The organism is Limnohabitans sp. (genome assembly GCF_034680285.1).
GTDB lineage: Bacteria > Pseudomonadota > Gammaproteobacteria > Burkholderiales > Burkholderiaceae_C > Limnohabitans_A.
On record NZ_JAXITC010000016.1, the window covers coordinates 23,097 to 43,826 of the forward strand.

The 20,730-nt window shown below is 53.0% G+C and carries 18 protein-coding genes; 10 read left to right on the forward strand and 8 right to left on the reverse strand.

Going from position 1 to position 20,730, the window contains the following annotated elements; genetic code table 11:
- Window positions 1-46: 46 nt before the first annotated feature.
- Together SWE17_RS13020 and SWE17_RS13025 are read left to right on the forward strand one after the other, a co-directional pair.
- The gene (locus SWE17_RS13020; protein ID WP_322993518.1) at window positions 47-1,546 is read left to right on the forward strand and encodes a hypothetical protein; all 1,500 of its coding nucleotides are present in this window, start codon (window positions 47-49) and stop codon (window positions 1,544-1,546) included.
- Between the two features lie 112 nt (window positions 1,547-1,658).
- On the forward strand, window positions 1,659-2,396 hold the full coding sequence (locus SWE17_RS13025) for a GNAT family N-acetyltransferase (RefSeq protein WP_322993519.1): 738 nt from the start codon (window positions 1,659-1,661) through the stop codon (window positions 2,394-2,396).
- Here the strand turns inward: SWE17_RS13025 and SWE17_RS13030 are convergent, their stop codons facing one another.
- The gene (locus SWE17_RS13030; protein ID WP_322993520.1) at window positions 2,397-3,917 is read right to left on the reverse strand and encodes a DUF4214 domain-containing protein; all 1,521 of its coding nucleotides are present in this window, start codon (window positions 3,915-3,917) and stop codon (window positions 2,397-2,399) included.
- A 49-nt stretch (window positions 3,918-3,966) separates the two neighbouring features.
- Between SWE17_RS13030 and SWE17_RS13035 the strand changes: the two genes are divergently transcribed.
- Window positions 3,967-4,173 carry a hypothetical protein gene (locus SWE17_RS13035; RefSeq protein ID WP_322993521.1) on the forward strand — a complete coding sequence of 69 codons (207 nt, stop codon included), beginning with the start codon at window positions 3,967-3,969 and terminating at the stop codon, window positions 4,171-4,173.
- 342 nt (window positions 4,174-4,515) lie between these two features.
- Here the strand turns inward: SWE17_RS13035 and SWE17_RS13040 are convergent, their stop codons facing one another.
- Both SWE17_RS13040 and SWE17_RS13045 read right to left on the reverse strand, forming a co-directional pair.
- Window positions 4,516-6,672: an Ig-like domain-containing protein gene (locus tag SWE17_RS13040; protein ID WP_322993522.1), complete on the reverse strand. Its 2,157-nt coding sequence runs from the start codon at window positions 6,670-6,672 to the stop codon at window positions 4,516-4,518.
- A 41-nt stretch (window positions 6,673-6,713) separates the two neighbouring features.
- The gene (locus tag SWE17_RS13045) at window positions 6,714-9,380 is read right to left on the reverse strand and encodes a hypothetical protein (protein WP_322993523.1); all 2,667 of its coding nucleotides are present in this window, start codon (window positions 9,378-9,380) and stop codon (window positions 6,714-6,716) included.
- 271 nt (window positions 9,381-9,651) lie between these two features.
- Here SWE17_RS13045 and SWE17_RS13050 point away from each other — a divergent pair, with 271 nt between their 5' ends.
- Window positions 9,652-10,842 carry a serine hydrolase domain-containing protein gene (locus tag SWE17_RS13050; RefSeq protein WP_322993524.1) on the forward strand — a complete coding sequence of 397 codons (1,191 nt, stop codon included), beginning with the start codon at window positions 9,652-9,654 and terminating at the stop codon, window positions 10,840-10,842.
- 89 nt (window positions 10,843-10,931) lie between these two features.
- Here SWE17_RS13050 and SWE17_RS13055 read toward each other — a convergent pair whose 3' ends face one another.
- From SWE17_RS13055 to SWE17_RS13075, 5 genes are all read right to left on the reverse strand, one after another.
- The gene (locus tag SWE17_RS13055) at window positions 10,932-11,441 is read right to left on the reverse strand and encodes a hypothetical protein (protein WP_322993525.1); all 510 of its coding nucleotides are present in this window, start codon (window positions 11,439-11,441) and stop codon (window positions 10,932-10,934) included.
- A gap of 40 nt (window positions 11,442-11,481) precedes the next feature.
- Window positions 11,482-11,904 (reverse strand): hypothetical protein, encoded by a 423-nt coding sequence (locus tag SWE17_RS13060; protein ID WP_322993526.1) that lies wholly within the window; start codon window positions 11,902-11,904, stop codon window positions 11,482-11,484.
- Window positions 11,905-11,916: 12 nt separating this feature from the next.
- Entirely contained in the window at window positions 11,917-12,420 is a 504-nt protein-coding gene (locus SWE17_RS13065) for a hypothetical protein (protein ID WP_322993527.1), read from the reverse strand.
- Between the two features lie 10 nt (window positions 12,421-12,430).
- The gene (locus SWE17_RS13070) at window positions 12,431-12,913 is read right to left on the reverse strand and encodes a hypothetical protein (RefSeq protein WP_322993528.1); all 483 of its coding nucleotides are present in this window, start codon (window positions 12,911-12,913) and stop codon (window positions 12,431-12,433) included.
- 463 nt (window positions 12,914-13,376) lie between these two features.
- The gene (locus SWE17_RS13075; RefSeq protein ID WP_322993529.1) at window positions 13,377-13,856 is read right to left on the reverse strand and encodes a hypothetical protein; all 480 of its coding nucleotides are present in this window, start codon (window positions 13,854-13,856) and stop codon (window positions 13,377-13,379) included.
- A 15-nt stretch (window positions 13,857-13,871) separates the two neighbouring features.
- On the opposite strand from SWE17_RS13075, the gene SWE17_RS13080 reads away from it, so the two are divergent.
- From SWE17_RS13080 to SWE17_RS13105, 6 genes are all read left to right on the forward strand, one after another.
- Window positions 13,872-14,243 (forward strand): hypothetical protein, encoded by a 372-nt coding sequence (locus tag SWE17_RS13080; protein ID WP_322993530.1) that lies wholly within the window; start codon window positions 13,872-13,874, stop codon window positions 14,241-14,243.
- A gap of 124 nt (window positions 14,244-14,367) precedes the next feature.
- Window positions 14,368-15,990: a DUF1800 domain-containing protein gene (locus tag SWE17_RS13085; protein ID WP_322993531.1), complete on the forward strand. Its 1,623-nt coding sequence runs from the start codon at window positions 14,368-14,370 to the stop codon at window positions 15,988-15,990.
- On the forward strand, window positions 15,987-17,357 hold the full coding sequence (locus SWE17_RS13090) for a DUF1501 domain-containing protein (protein WP_322993532.1): 1,371 nt from the start codon (window positions 15,987-15,989) through the stop codon (window positions 17,355-17,357). The genes SWE17_RS13085 and SWE17_RS13090 overlap by 4 nt, the downstream gene beginning before the upstream one ends.
- On the forward strand, window positions 17,350-19,380 hold the full coding sequence (locus tag SWE17_RS13095) for a M10 family metallopeptidase (RefSeq protein WP_322993533.1): 2,031 nt from the start codon (window positions 17,350-17,352) through the stop codon (window positions 19,378-19,380). The genes SWE17_RS13090 and SWE17_RS13095 overlap by 8 nt, the downstream gene beginning before the upstream one ends.
- Window positions 19,370-19,591, forward strand: coding sequence for a DUF4266 domain-containing protein (locus SWE17_RS13100; protein WP_322993534.1), 222 nt, complete (start codon window positions 19,370-19,372; stop codon window positions 19,589-19,591). The genes SWE17_RS13095 and SWE17_RS13100 overlap by 11 nt, the downstream gene beginning before the upstream one ends.
- Window positions 19,578-20,717 (forward strand): DUF3570 domain-containing protein, encoded by a 1,140-nt coding sequence (locus SWE17_RS13105; RefSeq protein WP_322993535.1) that lies wholly within the window; start codon window positions 19,578-19,580, stop codon window positions 20,715-20,717. Before SWE17_RS13100 ends, SWE17_RS13105 begins: the two co-directional genes overlap by 14 nt.
- Window positions 20,718-20,730: the final 13 nt, after the last annotated feature.

A 20,730-nucleotide genomic window follows, 5' to 3' on the forward strand; every position in this document is an offset into this window, starting at 1 on the left:
AACGCAACCCCCACCGCTTGACTAAAAACATCTGGAGCAAAACGCCATGGCCAATATTGGAAAAATTTCAGTCAACACAGCAACCGATTTCACGGCCAGCAAGGCGTTCACCGGCACCAGTGCCACCGACGATTACGTTGAATTTGCAGCCACATCGGTGCCCATTTTTTCCGACTTCTATGTCAACCCGGTGGGCAATCTGACGATGGCCATCGATGCCGCGAGCATCAGCAAATCGGCCAGTTACACCTTCGCCTATGCCTCACCGGCCACCGCGGTGGAGGGCTTCCAACGCTCCGGCTCCTCGAGGGAAAGTTTCAATAGCTTGGCGCTCTTTGCTGGCCCTGGTGACTACAGCGCCCAAACAGGGGGGTATTCTTTTTACGCCACCAGTGGCAATGACCTCCTCATCGCCCCGCTCAATTCGTTGTTCGGCTCCAGCCTGCAGGGCTGGTTGGGCGACGATACCCTGATTGGCGGCAACGGCGACAACACCTTGCAAGGGGGGCCTGGCAAAAACGAGATGCAAGGCAAAAATGGCGCGGACACCTACCGCACCAAAACGGAGTACTTCTCCACCGACACCATCATCGAGGAGGGCACTGACAGCGAGCATGACGCCTTGCAGGTGTATTTGACGGCCAGAAGCACGTGGAACGTGAGTTTCGAGCGTGTGGGCAACGATTTGTTGGGCAAAGTCAATGACGCGGTGGGCACATACACCTTCACATCCAAAGGCCAATACCTCACGCCCAACTCGGGCTTGGAAGGCTTGACACTTTATGCTGCAGACAACCTGGGGCCATGGCGTGGATTTGCGTTCAAAGTGGCCTCGACCACCGGCTCCAATATGGTGGAGGCCGGAACCGCGGCGAACGACACCTTCAAGCCAGACAGCTTGGGCATGGGCGCAGATCGAACCGCCTACCGTGCCTGGGGCAACGATGGCAATGACCTGATGAACCGCTGGAGCAACAAAAACTTCTATAACTTTTTTGACGGTGGCAACGGCATTGACACGGTGGTGTACGCCCAAGCCAGTACCGATTACACCCTGACCAAATATGCAGCCAGTGTCGGTTATGAGGGATTCACTGTTCGCAACAAAACCGCCCCGACAACCGTTGTCTCTGACAACATGACGAGCGTTGAGCGATTTGTTTTCTCGGACAAAAAGCTGGCGTTTGACACGAATGCCTCCCAGGTTGCCAAAATTCTGGGTGCTGTGTTTGGCAAGAGTGCAGTGACGAACAAAGAATATGTGAAGATTGGTTTGACCTATATGGATGCAGGCATGTCTTACACGGATTTGTGTGCGTTGGCCTTGTCGGTTACACGCAAAACAGATCCCGGTGATGTGGTCGATCTCATCTATACCAACCTTGTGGGTGTGAAACCCCCGGCTGGCGATAAGGCCCTGTTTGTTCAGATGCTCAAAAGTGGTGTGACCAATGGCGAATTGGTGCGTTTTGCTGCTGACCTCAGCCTGAACGAAACCAATATTGGACTGATTGGTTTGGCCGCCAACGGTATCGAGTTCGCTTAATTCGCACAGAGTGCCAGCCAGGCTATTCGGGTCTGGCTGGTCACTTTAATGGGGCGTGGGGCTCCCTCAATCAAAATACACTGTGTGACCAGGACAACCGCATCTGCACACAGTGGCCCATCTGCAAATCATTCAAGAAGTTCAACGCTTGGCACGCCAACTCAGACAGGCGCGTCAATTTGAACATGCCCATCAACTGGTGCAGCAACGGGTGGCAGAATGTCCTGAGATGTCGCACTTATTGTGGGAGCACCAGCCTATTTTGTGGAGCGATATCCAAGCGGGCATTTGCAAACTCACGCGCCGTCAAGGCGCAGACGCCGAGTTCGTACAACACTTATGGCAAGACAGCCAGTTTGTTTACAGCTTTCATCGGCACGCGGCCCGCATTCCACAAGATTTGAAGGAACTGACAGCCATTTTGGAGAAGGAGTTTCTGTACACGGTAGGCGACAACCGAGCCCTGCACTGGATCGTTAGAGACAGGCAGTCGAAGCCCTGGGGGCTGATCAGTCTGACAGAAATTTCTTTGATGCACAAAAGGGCAGAGGTCATGATGGGCATGCTGCCCAATGCACCGACGGGGCTGTCTGCAGCCGCGATGCTGGTCTTGTTTCAGTTTTTCTTCAAGGCGCTCAAGTTCAACAAGCTTTACTCATTTGTTTACGAAGACAATGCGCACTCTCTCAAAGGCACTCTGCATTTGGGTTTTGAGGTGGAGGGACGGCTTCGTCAGCACGTTTTAGACCCGCAAACAGGTACGTATGTTGATCTGATTCAAACCGGCCTCTTGGCCCATGACGCGTTTTCCCCAAGCAACTTCAAATTGATGCGTCGCTTGCTGGCTTGATCAAAAGCCTGGGTCGTAGGCGATGCCCATCAAGCTCACATTAAGTGAGTTCACAGTCTCGGACACCATGCTGTGTTGAGCTGCCATGAGCAATAAGTCTTGTCTGGAAATGGTTCCTGAGTCGATCATGTTCACGAACGAGTTTGATTCCAGTACGTTGGGGGCACGCCCGACCACATTTTTGTAAATGGCTTCCACATACCCCAAAGTATTGTTCACTCCGGCAATGGATTCAACCAAACGCGACTTTGATATCGTCTGGCAGAGGTCGGTGACCGATTGGCCTGAGTCTGCCAAGGTCAACCCAATGGCCAGGAACTGAGGGACGTAGTCCTTGCCAAAAGCAGCAGTGATGACCTTGGCCGCATGACCCGCTGAACCGGAAACATCGTTGGCAAAACACTTGTCTGTGAATTTGATGCGTTCAATGGCGCGCAAGGTGTCGGTGTTGTATTTGGTGCTGGTCAAGGTCACTGCACCGTTCGTGCCTGCGGCAGCGGTGAACGTCGTGTAAAGACCCGTGTAGGACAGTGTGTCAATGCCTGCGCCACCATCGATCGTGTCATTCCCGGCGGATGCACTGATCAAATCATTGCCGCCACCTGCAGAGATGTTGTCTATGCCGGGGGTGCCCACCAAATTGTCAACGCTATCAGAGCCGTTGATGACGTTGGCGCTCGGGGTCAAGTTATTGAAAACCACCGACGTTGTGCCCGTTGAATTCAAAGCAATTTTGGTTTGGTTGTTGCCAAATGTTAAGAATTCCACATCGGTCGAGATGACGTCCAGGCCTTCGGCGCCCGAGTTGTCTTTGACTTGATAGCCCGAGAAAACCCCGTTCTTGCCTTCGTATAAAGCCGTGACCGTGAAATTGGCGTAAAAACCTGCGTATTGTGCGGTGTCGGTACCTTTGCCGCCATAGAGTTTGTCGTTGCCGGCCCCCCCAACCAACACATCGTTGCCTTCACCGCCATCGAGGGTGTCGTTTGCTGAACCACCTTCGAGTGTCTCGTTGTTGGCTGTTCCTTTGAGGTTTTTTGGGGTGGTTGACGGTTGGGGGACTGGAGTCCCAGGCACGCTGGCTGTAATCTGCGACAGATTCACAGTCTGGTCCGAAAATCTGGCGAACTCCATGTCGTTCAAGACATCCGTGCCCTCATTCGCTGTTTTAACGGTGAACCCTGTGGCCGTTTTGGTGATGGTTGAAGCCGAATAACGCCCTGTGTAAACCGCTGTGTCGCTTCCGGCGCCGCCATTGAGGGTGTCATTGCCCACATAGCCCTGCAAGTAGTCATTGCTCGCTGTGCCATTGAAAGTGTCGTTCGCCGAGAACAAGTCTGCAATGGTGTCTATGCCGTCATAAGCCCAGCTGCCTGTCGCAGTGAAGGTTTTGCCCCCGCCGTTGTAAGTGATGTTGGTGTATTTGCCCGATGAGTCAGTGACCATCCGTAAACTGGAGCCGTCCTGGAGCGTCAAGGTTTCTGTGCAATTGATGGCCACCAGATCACCGTAGTTCGTCAAAGAATACCTGCCGACACCTGAAAGGCTGACCCCACCACCAGAAAAAGATATGCTGGAAATCGAACCGCTGAAGGTTTCCGAGGTCTGCGTGATTCGGAAGTTGAGCGAGCCATTGAAAATCAGTTCTGCATTCGACAAACTGATGACCATTTTGGAAATGGAAAACTTAGCGCTCGTGACCGAACTGTTCAGATCTGGAAAATTGGAGCCCCACAGTTCTATCCTTCCGCTGGGCAACAGACCAATTCCCAAATAAGAAGAATCATTGCCAATGATGTATGAGTCAGTGACATCCATGGAGTCGGAAAGTGTGTCTCCAACCGCCTTGGTTTTGCCCAAAATATTGTTGACAGTGGATGACGCAAAACCATCTTGCCAAGACGTCGATTGAAATGAAGCCATGGTGCTCGCTGTTTGAGTCGGGTGGGTTCGATCTCTTAGTTTAGTCTGTTTGTATGATGCCAGTGAGGTCAATCTTATGGTTAGACAGCTCGAGGCTGGAGACCATCAATCAGTGCGTTTATTTGGGCGGTGCTGAGTCTTTCAGCAACAGCCGTATTCAGAACAAAAACCTTTTACGCAGAGGGTAACCACTACCTCAAGTGCTGAAAGCAAACATCTCGGGTGTGTAGACCGATGAGGCGGTTTTGCCGACCAAGGTCACCACCAACCCTGTGTCAAACGTGTAGCTAACGCTTTGCGCATCTGCATAGCCGGCTGTGACGCGCGAGACCAATTCGGTCAGATTGCGCACGCCGGGAATTTCAAAATTCATCACATCGTCTGCCGTGAAATCATTGAGTGTGATGTGGCCATGTGAACCCAAGATAAAGGTGTCACGTCCAGCGCCGCCGGTCAACACATCGGTGCCCCCCCCGCCATGGATGACATCGTTGCCTGCACCACAGGTCAGCGTTTGGTTGTTGCCATCTGCGGCCAAGTATGTGTCGCCGCCGGTAGCCGTGACTTGGCCTGGACCGACGACCACGAGGTGTGAAAGGTTGTCCACCGTCAATCCCACGTTGTTCTTCAGGTTGAACAAGTTCATGACAGAAAAATCTTGCTCTTGCGCACTGCCTGAAAGGCTTAAATTGTCTACCGCATTACCGATGGGCGTGAACAATCTCGCCGCATAAACACCAGCATTTCCAAGCGTGGCAATAGAATGATCCGCCATGTCTTTGAGGGCTGACGACACAGTGGCTTTGTACGTACGGAGTTCAGGGCCGATGCTTTGCGCAGGAAAGTACTTTTCCAACAAATCGTCAAAGTATTTTTGCGACTGCCCAGCCGTGGTCGCAGCAGAGGGGCCGGAACTCACGAGCTTGATGCCTGCAGGCACATGCACATTCAAACTCAAGGCCGCGTCATTGATGGCCCCAGTTGCTGCTTGCGTGGGGTGGTTGACGACCACCGTTTCGCTGGACATGCCCGATGGACTGAGCGGGTCTGCGGGCGTCGTTTTGAGGACCAGCACATCGCCCAACTTGTATTGACTGATCGTCTGCGCGTCCGTTACGCCAGGCAGATGCGACTTCAGCTGGGCTAAGTTCAACTTGCTTTGCGCAGGCACCGCCTTCAGGTCAGGGTTGGGTACGCTGATAGGCAAAGAGACGGTGGCCGTTGCGGTGGTGAATGTGGAGCTGACTTTGGCAGCCAAAGCGTTGCCTGCGGCATCGGCCACAGCCCCGGCAGGAAACACCCAGGTATAGGTTTTGCCAGCCTCCAAGGGGTTGGTAGGGTCGACTGTGACCGTGTTGCCACTGAAAACCAACTTGTTGCTGGTTTCCACGTTGAAGGTTTCAAACAATTGACCAGTGGCAGTGCCCACGCGCAGCTCAATGAAGCCTTTTTTGGGCACCACGTTTTCGCTGAACGTGGCCGCCAAAGAGGTGTTCAGATCGGTCACGGCCGCGGCGCCAGAGGCGGGGTTGGCAGTGACCACCGTGGGCGGCGTTTTGTCCAAGGCCGTGGTGGCGAACAAATAAGTGCTGGCGGTGGGCAGAGCATTGCCCGATACATCAAATACTGCACCTGCTGGGATGACCAAGGCATAAGAAGTCCCGGCCACCAAGTTGGCCTTGGGATTGATCGTCAGCACATTGTTTACAAAACTGACCTGGGTGCTGGTGGCGATGTTGAATGACTCGACCAGCGTTTCCAGTGCAGCCCCTGAGCGCAGCGTGATCACGCCGTTGCTTTTGACAACCTGCTCGCTGAAAGTGACCACCAGATTGTTGTCGAGCTTGGACACGCTTTCTGAGCTGTTGGGGCTCACGCTCAATATGGCGGGTGGCACCGCCTCGTAGGCAATTGGCGTCACAGCCTGGCCCGCTGCGTTCATGGCCACTTGAATCACATTGCGCTGGCTTTGGTTAGACAGATAACTGGCATTGTCAAAGCGCTCTTCGCTCACCACAAAGTTGACCTGCACCAAGGCTGTTTGCGTGTATTGGAAAGTCAGCAGCGGTGTGGCGCCGCTGAACGTTCCCGTACCCGACCAACCACCCGCCCTGAGCGTGCCAGACGCGAGTGCGTTGGCATCAAACGCTGACACATCATTGTTAGCGGAGCTGCCGATGAGTTTGACCGAGGCTGCATCGACACTGGCCAACAAGGGGTTCCAGTTGAGCTCAAACTGATATGTTGTGTAACCGTTAACTGCCGGCCGCACTGTGGGATCAACACCGACCTGGACCTCGATCAGTTTGGTGTTGGCGGCGCTGCTGACAAGACGAGAGGAAGCGATGAGCATTGGGCGGCTGACTTTTTAAAACACTTGTCGGGTCAAGGTGCTTAATGCGCTACGTCACCAATCAAGACGCCCACAAAGTCCATCACCGGACCACGGCCTGTGCCATCGAAAGTCGATTGCGCCGCATCGGCTGTCAAGTCTTGGTAGGTGTAGGTGTTGTCCAGGGTAGGCGTACCGACACTGCTTTTGTTCATGCCAACTGTGTTGTTGTCATAACCAAAGAACGCCATGGCCGGTGCTGCCTTGTTGGCGCTCACTGAATAGTTGAGCAAGTTCAGGGCGTCTTCGGCGGTCACGACGCCATCGCGGTTGTAGTCGGCCGCAATGAAGTCAGAAGGCAGCCAATCATTGGCGCCGTTTTTGCGGCCAGCTGCCATCAGCAACACCTTGTAGGCATCTTCGGTCGTAATCAAGGGGCTGCTGCCCACCAAGGCTTGTTTGTCGACTGTGTCGACGACCATCGGGAAAATTTGCCCTTTGGGCAAATTGTCAATGCGGTACTGACCATTGGCATCGGTTTGAATGACGCCAAACGCTACGTCGCGGCCAGCGGCAGGTGCATTGCCAGCGCTTGTGACGAAGTTGACGCTATTGAAGCCAACCGATTCGGTTTTGCCATACATATTGCTAAGCTTGAGGCTGATGGTGCCCAATGCAAAGTCGGTGTCTGACGCAGAGGTCGCCGCAAACGTGCCGCTGATGGTCAACATGCGACCTTCCACTTTGACGGTGGGCGCAGCAAAAGCGGTGGCATTGACCAAGGGTGCGAAGGAAGCAGCCACGTTATTGCTTGGCAACTCCAGCACCATGCTGTAGCCAGTGACGCCCGTCAAGGTGGACGGTTTCTGAATGCTCAAGTTGATTTTTAGATCGCCATCAGGCGCAGTGGGTGTGGTGAAAGCTTTTGCGCCAGGCTGTGTGGGCATCTGCACCGTCAATTTGGCTGGGGCTTTGGATGCATCGTCATACACCTGGTAAACCACCGACGCGCCTTTGATGGCGCCGCTGTTGGGGCCAAATGTGGTTGCAGCGCCGTTTGCACCATTGGCATCGCTGGTGTATTGCTTGACGCTCCCTGTCACGCTGAACACCTGCGACTGCACAGTCTCTATGGTGGACAAAGGCACAGGCCCAGTGGCTGAAGTAAAGTTTTTGCCATCCAACGACATTTCGCTGAACGTCAGGTTGATGCTGGGCGAAGGCTGCTGACCGGCGGGCGGCGTGGGCAGCTGAACAGTGACTTCGGCAACGGCTTGTTTGTAATCCGTCAGACCTGTCGCGTTCTGGGTGAACCACTGCATTGTGGCGGCGTTGCCTACTTTGTTGATGTTGGTGATCGGGTTCAGGCTTTGGGGTGCAAGAGACGCCAAGTTGCTCAGCGTGCCCGCGGCTGCATCCAGCTGCACCGTCAAGCCCATGCTTTTGACCGAATTGGGGGTCACAGTGTCTTGCGCGGGGTCGATGAAAATTTGGTACTTGGCAACGCCGCCGTCACCGGCATTGGCGCCTGGTGTGTAGCTGCTCAGTTCTGCAAAAAATGGCCCACTGGTCGGCAAGCTTTGCAAGACGGTGACTTCTGGCGCTGCTGTGACAGACCCATTTTCTGCAGCAGGGGTTAATTTAGGGGTGGTGCCTGATGTGAATCCCGCTGCATCGTAAAAGCTCAGCAAATCACCCGTATTGCCGGTCACGACTTTGAGCGTACCCAATGTGTCACCTGTCGTCGTGGAGTAACCCAGCGTGCTGACACCCAAATTCGCATACACATCAAGTGCAGATTCACGGAAGTTGGACGCGTTGGTGAACGTGATCAGGGGCTGCGGTGCTGTGGTCGCCGCATTTTCTTGAAATTGAATGAAGTGCGGCCCAGTAGTGTCTTTTGTGATCGTGTAAGTGCCGATGGTGAATTTGGTGCTTATCGCGGCTGCCAGTTTGTTGGTCAGCACAGTGCGCATCATCGGATCTGTAGTGCCGGTGGGCTTGTCTGCGGCAACCAAGGTATAGCTGGCGGTCAAACCCTTGTAAGTGATGCTGACCGTGTCCCCGACGTTGTAGGTGCCCGTCAAGTTAATTTTGGAGGCGGCTGTGGTCGAACCCGCACTCAAGGTGGGCGTGTTGGTGACGCCAGAAACCGTTGATGACGGCGCAACTTTGGACAATGCACTGACCAAGTAGCCGGCATCACCTGTCATGGCCTTGATTTCAGTGTCGCTCAAGGCGTCGTTGAACACAGCCACCTGGGACAGCAAACCATCAAAATTGCCACCTGGCAATATGTTTCGGTTCACGGAACCGGCCGAATCGGCTGATAAGTTGACACCGATTTCTTTTTTGTTGTTCCCGTCTACGGACAGTACCAAGGTCGATGTGGCCATGGTTTGTGGTGTTTGGTAGCTCACACCAAATGTGTGTTCGGCGCCTGCTGCCACCCAATTGGACACAAACATGCTCGTGGCGGTTTGGGCAATCAACCTGACTTGGTTGCCGCTGTCGTATTCAATGCCGATGTCCAGCTTGTTGCCCTCGATCAGCATGACCACACCCGGGGCCTGTCGCAAGGCAGGTGTCATGGTCCAGACAGCTGCACCACTGTTACCCGCCAAAAAGTCCAAGTTGGGTGAGCTTGCGTTGGACAAGCTGGCCACAGAGGCCAAGACGGGCGTGGTACTGTTGGAGTCAAACTTAACGCCGCGATTGATTTGAGCCATGACTTTTCCTTCAGATATGTGTGATTTGTCTCTGAGACATGCGAATTACCGACCCCGAAGTGGCCGACTTGAAAGAGCGCAATGCCTAATTGGTTATAGTTTTTGCGACTTCTAACGATAATATGCTTTTTTGTATCGGCACCAGCAGACCAAACTTGAGGCCATATCGTGGTCAGGGGCAAATTTGACGGTTCGGGCCAGAAGTCGTTGTTCCATCCAAGTGACATCAACCGCAATTTCTACTGGTTTCGAACAAACTGATCGGCCCCTGATGTTGAAGACTTTACTTTTGCCACTTTTTATTGTGATGGCCTTTCAGGGCCATGCGGCGCAATTGGTCATTTCACCCGAGGTGATGCAACCTTCGTCAATGTCGCTTGTCTGTGACAAGCTGGACTGTGTGGATGCCCTCTCGAAGTTCAGACAGCTCAAAGAAATCCAACCAGCGGCAACCCCAGTTACTCTCAAGAGACGAACTAATTTGGGCTTCTTTGAGCGATCCTTCGTTCGAAAAGCCGACGCTGTGTTTGACCGAAACCCTGCGGTGGCCATGATCCTCATCGAAAAAGGAGAGATCATTCATGAGCGATACCACCCCGAGGTGACCGAAAAAACACCGCTGCTGAGTTATTCCATGAGCAAGAGCTTGACCAGCATGGTGGTGGGCAAGGCGCACTGTGCTGGTGACTTGAAAAATCTTGATGCGACGATGAAAGAGGTGGTGCCGGTCTTGGATGGCACGGCTTATGGCGAGGCCACTATCAAACAACTGTTGATGATGGCGAGTGGAGCTGTGCGTGGATCCGTTTTCAGCGGTGGCTCACCATATAAGGCGGGGCTGGGCAATCCTTACGATCCCTTCATTTACGCCAGTACCTTGAATCAAGTTCGAAAATTCAAAGACCATCAACTCAAACCAGATGGTTCTGTGGTCAAAGCGGGTGAAGAGTTTTCTTACAAAAACCTCGACTCACAGTCTCTGGCGTTTTTGTTTCCTACGGTAGGAGAGCGATCCTTCGCCCACATTTTCGAAAAAGACGTCTGGCAAGATGCCGGCGCTGAGAATAAAGGTTATTGGGTACATGACAAATTGGATGTCATTCACACGGCAGCCGGGTTCCACGGCACGGCACTCGACTGGGCAAGAGTTGCACTGAAAATCCTTGAAACGATTTCATCCTCACAAAATGACTGCTTTACAAACTACATGAAGGCAGCAACCCAAACGCAAATTAAAAACACGGGCAACACGATGCCGGACGATCATTGGATCGGCAGATCGTTCAAAGGCTACGGTTACCAGTTCTGGACACAGAACGATGAGAACAGTGAGGCCATTTATCTGAACGGTGCGTTTGGGCAGCGCATTGCAATTAGCCCCAAGAAGCAGCGCATCATGCTCGTCTTCTCATACAAAGAAAGCTACATGGGCGAGTTGTACAAATTGTTTGCTGGATGGTGATGAAGCGTCTTTGAGTCCGCTTTGCGGTTCTCTCACGGCAATTGTCGAGTGCTCTAGAGGCGGGAAAAGCAAATACCGATCGTTTATTCTTAAACTTTTTGACAGACACCGTTGTGTACTCTGTTATCAGGAGGGGAGCTCATGAATAAAATGCTATTTCCACTGTTCACAACCGCTATATAGGTTGGCGTATCACCGTCTGTGTCCGATTTCATCAAGTAAATATTTTTGGCTGCAGTTATTTGTGTCAACTTAAAAGCCACTGGGGAAGGTAAAGAAGTTGTGGTCGTCGTTATTGGATTGGCTTTTTCAAAATCAGCCACGTTATTGGTGACCGAAGCCACCAGTTGGCCCGTATAGGGAGCTGTAGAGCTGAAGGTGATGACCAAAAAAGCATTCACAGCCTGGGGGTCCGAGCCTTTTGAGGTTTTGTTGGTATAGCCACTGTAATTAGCATTGATCAAGCAAGTAAATGTGCCGGTGGGTGCCGAATAAGAGGACTGAGCGTTGACCATGGTCGAACTGAAAGAGCCCATGGCCAACATGCTAATGCCCGCAAAAAGGCTAATGGTTTGACGAAATTTTTTGAAAATTAACATGGGGTGGTTTTCTAAGTTCAAAGGAGTTTGGGCTTATGCGTTAAATTTTTTGACAAACGCCACTGATGTGGTCATTGTAACCCTGTACCAAAAAGCTATTGCCAGAGTTCACACTCATTATGTACATGATGGCGTCGAAATTCGGGATCTCAACGCGGTAAGTGTTGGGCATTTTCCCGGCTGAAATTTTCATGGGCGCACTTTTAGACTCCCTGAATACATACTGAGTTTCACCACTGGGAAAGTTGCTTGGTAGTGATATTTGATTCGCCTGCAATGAGAATGTATTGGTGTCAAAATCAAGATAAATCATTGCATCTGCAGTTTTTCCATCGTACTCTTTACTCGTAAAAAGTTTTCGCTGCATCTGTAAAACACCGCCACATTTACCCGTTAGAACAGGGGGCGCTGCAAAAGAGGTTGCGACCAAGGAAAACAAGCTGGCAATGATATATTTTTTCATTTTTTGAAGTAGTTATTGCATTTGACAAACACCAGAGCCGGGCTGTGTCCCGTCTGCAAACTGAAGCAGAATACTTTTGCCACCGTTGACAGGTAGGGCATTGATATTCAATGTGGCTTTGGATGTGGTTTTATTGGCCATCACCGCTTGGCCGGTCACAACCAGTCTGTAACCCCCTAAAAAGCCGTTGCTGGCGGTCAGGGGTGCAATGCTGACAGCGGCATTGTTCAAATAAGCAGGGGTTCTCAACTGAGGACTATTCTGGCTGGAGTAAACCGCATTCATGTAAACACCATTTAAGGTGGCGGAGGATGCGTTATTGAAAACAATGACCCCCATGAAGTTGTAGCCTGTTTCACCCATTCTGTCGACATCGGTCATGCCATAAGGCACCGGCTCTGTGATGAGAAAGCCGCAAGTGCCTGTTGTAGGGAGTGCCAGCAGAGCGTGCGCACTTGCACCCAAAAGAGCAATGGATATCAGGAGGATAAATCTAATCACTGAAATGAAGTTCATGCATCGATTCCTAAATTTTGTTGCATGCCCCTGCGATAGGAGTGCTATCACCATTTCCTGACGTGCCCGACTGCAAAAGAAGCGTAGCGCCACCGTTGACGGGCATTAGATTGAAAGTCAATAAATAAGATTGTTTGGGCGTTGATGTTGTTGATTTTATGAGAAAGCTATTGGTCAGTGGTCCATTTTCAACAGAGATCTTCCCATTGGTGAAAGCTATTTCCCCTTTGATGATTTTCGATACACCCCAGGTTTTACTGCCGACAACATTAAATTCCATTGATTTATTTGTAAAATCAATGTACATCATGAAATTTGAACCTGTGATGCTGCCATCATCGGTGCCCTGAATCAAGGCAAGATCGTATCCGCCAAAATTTCTATTCGCCATACACCCATATTGGCCAGTCAAGGTTGTGATGGGCTGGGCATTGACGAGCAAGCATGTAAAGCTGGTTATCAAAAAAATGAAGATGAAATTTTTGGCAATCATTCGATGATGCTTCTCGTTGCGGCTTAGAAAGACCAATGCATTTTGTATTAATTAATGGAAATGAAGGAGGTTACCAAAACCGATGAGGAATTGGCCGTGACCGGATCTGTGGTTGTGCCATCAAATGGAGTTATACCCCCAACAAAGAGAATTCGGCCGACAGACACTACCACATTGGTGTATGTCAAACCATTGGAAATGACAGAGGGGATGAAAAGTCTCTGGGTTTCCGAATTGTAAATATCCATCGAGCCATTTGGAGCGCCGCCATTGATTTGAACATAAGAGCCAACCTTAATTATCACATTGGTGTATATCTTATTGTCATACAACACGCTATTAATGGTTAGCTCATTGGTTGCTGAGTTGTATGTGTCTGCTGCCCAAGCAACAGAGGAGATGCTGAGCAAAAGAGTGATGATTATTTTTTTTAACATATAAATTTTAATTTGAAGATATTAAATTAAATTTTTTGACAAATGCCATTCCAAGGTGCTTTGCTGGATTTATTATCTGAAGAGGTTACCATTAAAGTATTTTTTCCATTAACTGGCATATGGATAAAATTTGCGATTTCGTTTCCAGGTAGTTTTACAGTCAAATTGAATGTATTGGCTACAGTTGGGTGTTTGGTTTCTGTGAATGTGAAATCGACAGATTCCTGCTCGGAATTTACACTTTTGGTGCCGAAATTATTCACCCCAGTAATGATCATGGATCCTGAGTTCTTGGTGTAATCAAAAAAACCCGTAATCATGACCCCAACCCCACCAGCACCATTCAAATTTGTACTGAAGGGGGCATGTTGTCTGTTAATGACGCAACTGTATTGGCCAGTCAGTCCTGAGGGGTTGGGCTCAGCAGCAGCGGGCTTTAGAATTCCGACAATCGCCAACAAAAGCAGCGAAATCAATTTTAAAGTTTTAAAACTCATAAAGTTCACAATTTAACTTCCGAAATGATTAAAAAAATAAAGCCGACATTTTTTATGTTTATCGCGATCATAACGGTCTTCGTGATCGGTTGCACTTTTTTTTGGGGCAGTCAACCCGGTCAAGTCGTTGTGAGTACGCCCCGAGCAACTGACCTTGATGTAGCGGCTGGCCAAGATCAAAACCTTGGCCGAGATCCATTCAAAGAAGCGTTGATCAAACAGCAACAAAATGGGGCAGCACAAGCGCTGCCATCCCCAAACAGCCAACCGGTACAGATCGTTCATGGCAACGTGACAGCGACAGTGAAACCTGGCGCAGATCCCTTCAAAGCGTTCTTGGAGCTTCAGAGCAAAACAAAGTCAGAAGACGCCGCTATTTCTCCCTTTGGCAAGTGAAGGTGAGTCCCTCCCTGCGTGGGAGCGAAGCCCTCGTCGCGATGGGGGGGCTATGCAAGGCAACGCAAAACTGTCTTTGTTACTAAAATAACAAAAGTAACAATTAAAGCCCTCGGAGATGCGCGTGAAAGCCTTGCGAATATTTTTTGTCTCCAGTGGCGTGGCCCTGCTGGCCGCCTGCAGTGGTGACCCCGGTGGTGGTGGTTTTCTCAACTCGACGGGGCAGGTGACCGTCACCACGCCTTCGCCCACCAATGTGTCGGCCTACGCCGCGGCACGTTTTTTAGAGCAGGCCTCTTGGGGGCCTACACCGCAAAGCGTGCAAGAAGTGCAGCGCTTGGGGATGTCGGGCTGGATCGACCAGCAGTTCAAAACTGCGGTGTCCGTTGCAGTGGCTCCGAGCTATGTCATTGATTACGATGACACCGATCGGGTCATCAGAGATAAGGCATGGGCATTCTTCCCCAAAACGTTTTATGACCATACTTTAGGTGGCCCAGACCAACTGCGGCAAAGAGCGGCTTGGGCCTTGTATAACTTTATTGTGGTGGGAAGCGCTGGATATGCTTACGGCAAGGTCGAGTATTACAACACCTTACAGCGGGGTGCCTTGGGGAGTTTTTCGGACTTGATTCGCAACGTCACCCTCAACCCGTTGATGGGCGAGTTTTTGAACAACAACCAGAACCGAGCCGACCGCCCTAACGAAAACTATGCACGCGAACTCATGCAACTGTTCACGGTGGGTTTGGTCAAACTCAACCCCGACGGATCGGTGCAGCGCGATGCGACGGGCAAAGCTCTCGAGACCTACACCCAGCAAGACGTGATTCAGGCCACCAAAGCCTTGTCAGGTTGGAACAACGATTCCAATCCATTTTTGCCACAAACCAATCGCTCCAATTACGGCAAACCCATGATTGCCGAAACCTGGCAAGGTGCGCATGACAGTTCCAGCAAGAGTGTGTTGGGCAGTGCCATTTCAGGTGGGCAATCGGCCTCGCAAGACTTGGACTCACTCATTCACATTTTGGTGAACCATCCCAACACCGCACCATTTGTTTCACGTCGATTGATTCAAAACATGGTCAGCAGCAACCCATCGCCTGCCTATTTAGGCCGCATTTCGGCCGTGTTTTCCAGCTCGCGTGGCGACTTGGCACAAGTGGTTAAAGCCATCTTGCTTGACCCCGAAGCGCGTGCTGGCGATGACCCTACCCAACAAATTGCCCGAAACGGCAAAATGAAAGAGCCTGTTTTGGCGCACACCAACTTGCTCCGTGCCATGGGCTGCACCCAGGCGGTGGCCGACAGTAAAAACTGGCACTCCGACAGGGTTTATGAGGCTTGGACCCAGCAGGCTTATTTTGCCCCGAGTGTGTTTGGGTATTTTTCCCCGGGTCACACCGCCCCGGAATCATTGGTGCCTGCACCAGAGCAAAAGTTAATAACCGCCGATGAATTACGTCGAAAGGCCAGCGATCTGACAAATCGCATGGAAGTGAAAACCGACTTTACCCAAGCAGGCTGCGAGGTGGACTTGTTCATCAATGCCGCCGCGACTTCAGATGAGGCCTTGATTGCTCTCATCAACGAGCGCTTCTTCAAAGGAGCCTTGCCTGCACCCTTGCGCCTGGGTGCCAAAAACCTCTTGTCCCAAGACTTGGCTAACCAAACGCCGCAGCGCAAGTTCACTGAGTTGCTGCAAATTCTCATCAGTACACCGACTTTTGGAGTGGTGAAATGACTAACCGTAGACACTTTTTGCGGCAAGCCTCTCGTTTGGGTATTGGGGCTTTGGGCTCCACCTTGGGCCTGTATTCGGTCAACGGCCACTCTGCTGCGCCATCTGGTTACAAAGCGTTGGTGGTCGTGCACTTGAACGGCGGCTGCGACAGCAATGACATCTTGGTGCCGCTGGACGGTGGTTTTGCTGACTACGCCAAAGCCCGTCCGGGCATTGGCCTTGCAAAGAGCCAAATCACCAGCTTGGGTAGCCATTTGGGCCACAACATGGGCTTGAACAGCGCCATGGCCAATCTGTTGCCATTGTTCAACAGCCAGCGCTTGGCCTTTGTGGTCAATGCTGGGGCTCTGGTCAAGCCCACCACCGTCGCTGAAGTGCTGAACGGCCGCGCTACTTTGCCACCATTTTTGTATTCGCATCCCGAGCAAACCCAGTTTCTACAAGGCTGGATGGGAGACGAAGACGCCAGCGGCTGGGGTGGCCGTGCCATTGAAAGTCTGAACACCAATCGCACCATGAAAGCACCTTTGTTGGCGGTGAACTCCAACGACAAAACAGTGGTGCTCGGCCAACGCAGTCGAGTAATTTTGGCCAACTCGGGTGGCTCCAAATGGATGGGCTCTGCCGACCTGACTAGCCCCGGAAACCACTGGACGCAGACATTGGCTTCGCTAGGTCGCTTGCAATCGACCAACCATGTCGAGGCGGAATACGCTCGAACTTTTAAAGGTGCGTTTTCAGATGCGCAAGAGATCGCCATTGCCGAAGGCGTGGCTGCAGAACCCAAGGGCAACTTTGGCAACAGCGAAATCGATGAGCGCTTGAAGTTCATTGCCAAAATATTGCCGTACTACAAATCGGCGGGCTCTTCGCGGCAGATTTACCACACGCAGTGGGGTAATTTTGACACCCACGCCAACCAGCGCAACACCACCATCGACGCTGGCAACATGGACCTGGATTCGCAGTTGGCCCAGTTGGCCAAAGCCATGGCCGCTTTTGACCAAGCCATGAGCGCCGCTGGCATGTCCAACGAAGTGGCGGTCCTCGTCATGAGCGAATTCAACCGCACCGTTGACCCAGCCTCGGGCAATGGCTCTGACCACGCTTGGGGTGGTCACTGGATGGTCATGGGCCAAGGGGTGAGTGGTGGCAAGTTGTATGGACAAAAATTCCCCAGCCCTGTGCTGGGTGGCACAGACGATGCGCACGACGGCAAGCGCGGTTACTTTGTGCCGCAATGGTCATCTGACCAAGTGGCGGCCGACTTGTTGACTTGGTTAGGTTTGCCCACCAACGCGTTCGACACTGTCTTACCCAACCTGAAAAACTTCAGCCAGAAAACGGTCGGGGTGATGCATGGCTGAAGTGGTTCTGACCGATAAAGACGATAACTACACAAACACCAAAGACGGTCAATGGGTGGACATTTTTGGGCTGGCGGGTAACGACACAGTCACGTTGCTTTCGGGCTCTAATGTGAAAGGGGGAGCGGGCAACGACACCATCATTGACAAGACGGGTGGTAATTGGTGTGCTGCGCTCTATTGGGATTCCCCCAGTGCGATCGATATCAACCTGGCCACTGGTGTTGCCAAGGATGGCTGGGGAACAACAGATAAATTGGTCGATGTCCGCAACATCCATACTTCTGGGCACAACGGTGATCGTGTCATTGGCTCCAGTAAAGAGGATCATGTCTGGATCAATGGTTTTAGGTCTCCCGGCACAGCGCTGATTGATTTGGCCGACGGTTTTGATGCTGTGACTTTTGGTCCATCCAAGTCAGAAATGCAAATTCAGGTGTCTCTCGACGCTCGCGAGATCACAGTCTCTCAAAACGGTTACGCAGTCAGTATCAAAAATGTTGAGGTACTTCAGTTTTGGAGCAACGGTGAAAATCAGCGAATCAACGTCACCGACCTGATCGATTTCTCCAAACTAGGTGCGGGCACCTTGATCCAAAACCCCGCTGACGCCTGGAGCCGCAACGCCCAGGGCGTCACGCTCACTTACAGCTTCATGGATGTGGCGCCGTCTTATTTTGCTGCGTCAGGTGCCACAGGTTTTGAAGCCGCCAGTGCCAGCTACAAAGCCGCCGTGCGCACCATCCTCTCCCGCCTTAGCCAAGAAACTGGGCTGCGCTTTAACGAAGTGGCTGACACCCCGGCAGCCTTTGGTCAGTTGCGCTTTGGGTCGAATCAGCAAGCCAATACCAAAGGCTTTGCCTTCACAGCCAATCCCGCCAACGGCGACTTGGCGGGTGATGTCTGGATGGACGTGGACAGCCTGGTCCAACTCACCGAAGGCAGCGAAGGCTGGCAAGCCCTGCTGCATGAAACTGGTCACGCACTGGGGTTGGTGCACCCCGAGTCAGACCCTGCCGTCAAGACCGTGCTGCTCCCTCGCTGGAACCACAACGGCTTCACCCTGATGTCTGAAACGCAGTCCCCCAGCGGGCTGTGGCAGTCTTGGTACGGCGTGCTGGATTTGCAAGCGCTGCGCTCTTTGTATGGTACCGGCTCGGTTGGCCCCTCGGCTGGGAACAGCACGCACATCTACACCGACCAGCATGGCCGGCAACTGGCCACGCTCAGCGACGCATCAGGCAGCGACACGCTCGATTTGTCTCAACTCACGCAGGGCGCATATGTCGACCTAACGCCGGGCACATTCAGCTCGGTCGGCGTGTCCCCCTCGGGCGGTGCAGCGCTCAACAACCTGTACATCGACAGCGGCACCCTGATCGAAGACGTGGTGGGCACTGCCTACGACGACGTGCTGACCGGCAACAGCGCCAACAACCGATTCAGCCCAGGCAAGGGCAACGACATGGTCGACGGGGCAGGGGGCTTTAACGTCGTGCAAATGTCTGCCGTGCGTTCGGAGTACAGCCTGTTATTGGACGAACCCACGGGCCGCTTGCTCATGCAAGCGGTTGACGGTTCTTCGGGCGCTGACGAATTGCAAAACATCCACCGTGTATTTTTTGCCGACTGCGCTGTGGCGCTCGACATGAGCACCAAAGGTAGTACCGTGGCCAAAGTGTTGGGCGCGGTGTTTGGCAAAGAGGCTGTGACCAACCGTAACGTGACCGGCATTGCCATGAGCTACATGGACCAAGGTTACACCCCCGAAAAACTGATGGACGCAGCCTTGAATTTTCGGCTGGGCAATAACCTCAACGCTGACGCCGAAGTTCAAATCTTGTTTAAAAACCTGATCGGTCGCGCACCTACTGCCGCTGAGTCTAGCCACTACGTCGGTTTGGTCAAAACCGGCGCTTTCACCCTCAATAGCTTGGCCTGGATGGCGGCCAACACTTCTTTCAACACTGACAACATCCAACTCACCGGCCTCATGCAATCGGGCCTGGATTATGCGGTTTAAAGCCACTTGGGTCTTGATGCTGGCGCTTGGCCTGTCGGCTTGTGCGTCCATCACGCCCGTGCAGCCCTGGGAAAAAGGCCATCTGGCCAAACCCGACATGGCTTTTGAGGCCGACCCGCTGGACAAACTCTTCAAAGAACACACCTACAGCAGCAAAGAGTCTGCGCTGGGTGGCTCGGGTGTGGGCGGGGGCGGCTGTGGCTGCAACTGACGCTTCCCTCAAAACCGCGCTGCTGTCGGCCGCCCTGGCTTTGCCGGGCCTCAGTGTTGTGACGCCCTCAGCCCACGCCGAAACCGCGCCCGATCGCGGCTATGTGGCCCTCAAAGTGCTGGATTACCTGGACAGCCAGCCCGGCGCCGACCGCATCCGCGTGCGGGCCCCCGCGCTCAGCGCCTTGGTGCCGCTGGGCGACCAATGGTCGGTGTCTGGCACGCTGATCACCGACAGCATCTCGGGCGCGTCTCCGGCGTACCACGACGCCGCCATCACCCCCATGCGCGACAATCGCCGCGCGGCAGATGCATCGGTCACCCGATATCTGCCGCAAGGCACTTGGTCGCTGGGTGCATCGCACTCCAAAGAGGCTGACTACCTCTCGCGCAGCGTGTACGGCACCGCCACACGCTCTGACGACAGCAAAAACACCACCTGGAACTGGGGCCTGGCGCTCTCGCAAGACGACATCACGCCGCTCAAGCCCATCCAAAAACTGCCCCCCGGCCCGCAGGCCAAAGACACGGTTGACCTGATTGCGGGCGTGACCCAAGTGCTCAGCCCCACCGACCTGGTGCAAATCAACGTGGGCTGGTCGCAAAGCCAGGGCTATTTGTCGGACTCCTACAAACGGCTGGACCAACGCCCCGACTCGCGCACCCGCCAAACCCTGCAAGTGCGCTGGAACCACCATTTAGAGGACTCCGGCGCCACCGTGCGCACGGCCTACCGCTACTTTCAAGACAGCTGGCAAATCCGCGCCCACACTTTGGACCTGGAACACATTCAGCCCCTGGGCGAGCAGTGGAAAGTCAGCACCATCGTGCGCTACTACAGCCAAAGCGCGGCGCGGTTTTATGTCGAAGCCGACGGCCGCATCAGTCCCTTTGGCCCGCGCATCACCCCGGGCCTGGACCACCAATCGCTCGACACCCGCTTGTCCGCCTTTGGCGCGGTCACCCTGGGCCTGAAGCTCAGCCACCAGCTGGGCCGCGACACCAGCATCGACTTCAAAATTGAGCAGTACGAACAGCGTGGCCGCTGGGCCATGGGCAAGGGCAGCGTCAATTTGCTGCCCTTCAGCGCCCGCAGTGTTTCGTGGGGCCTGACCCATTGGTTTTGAGCCACTGGTTTTG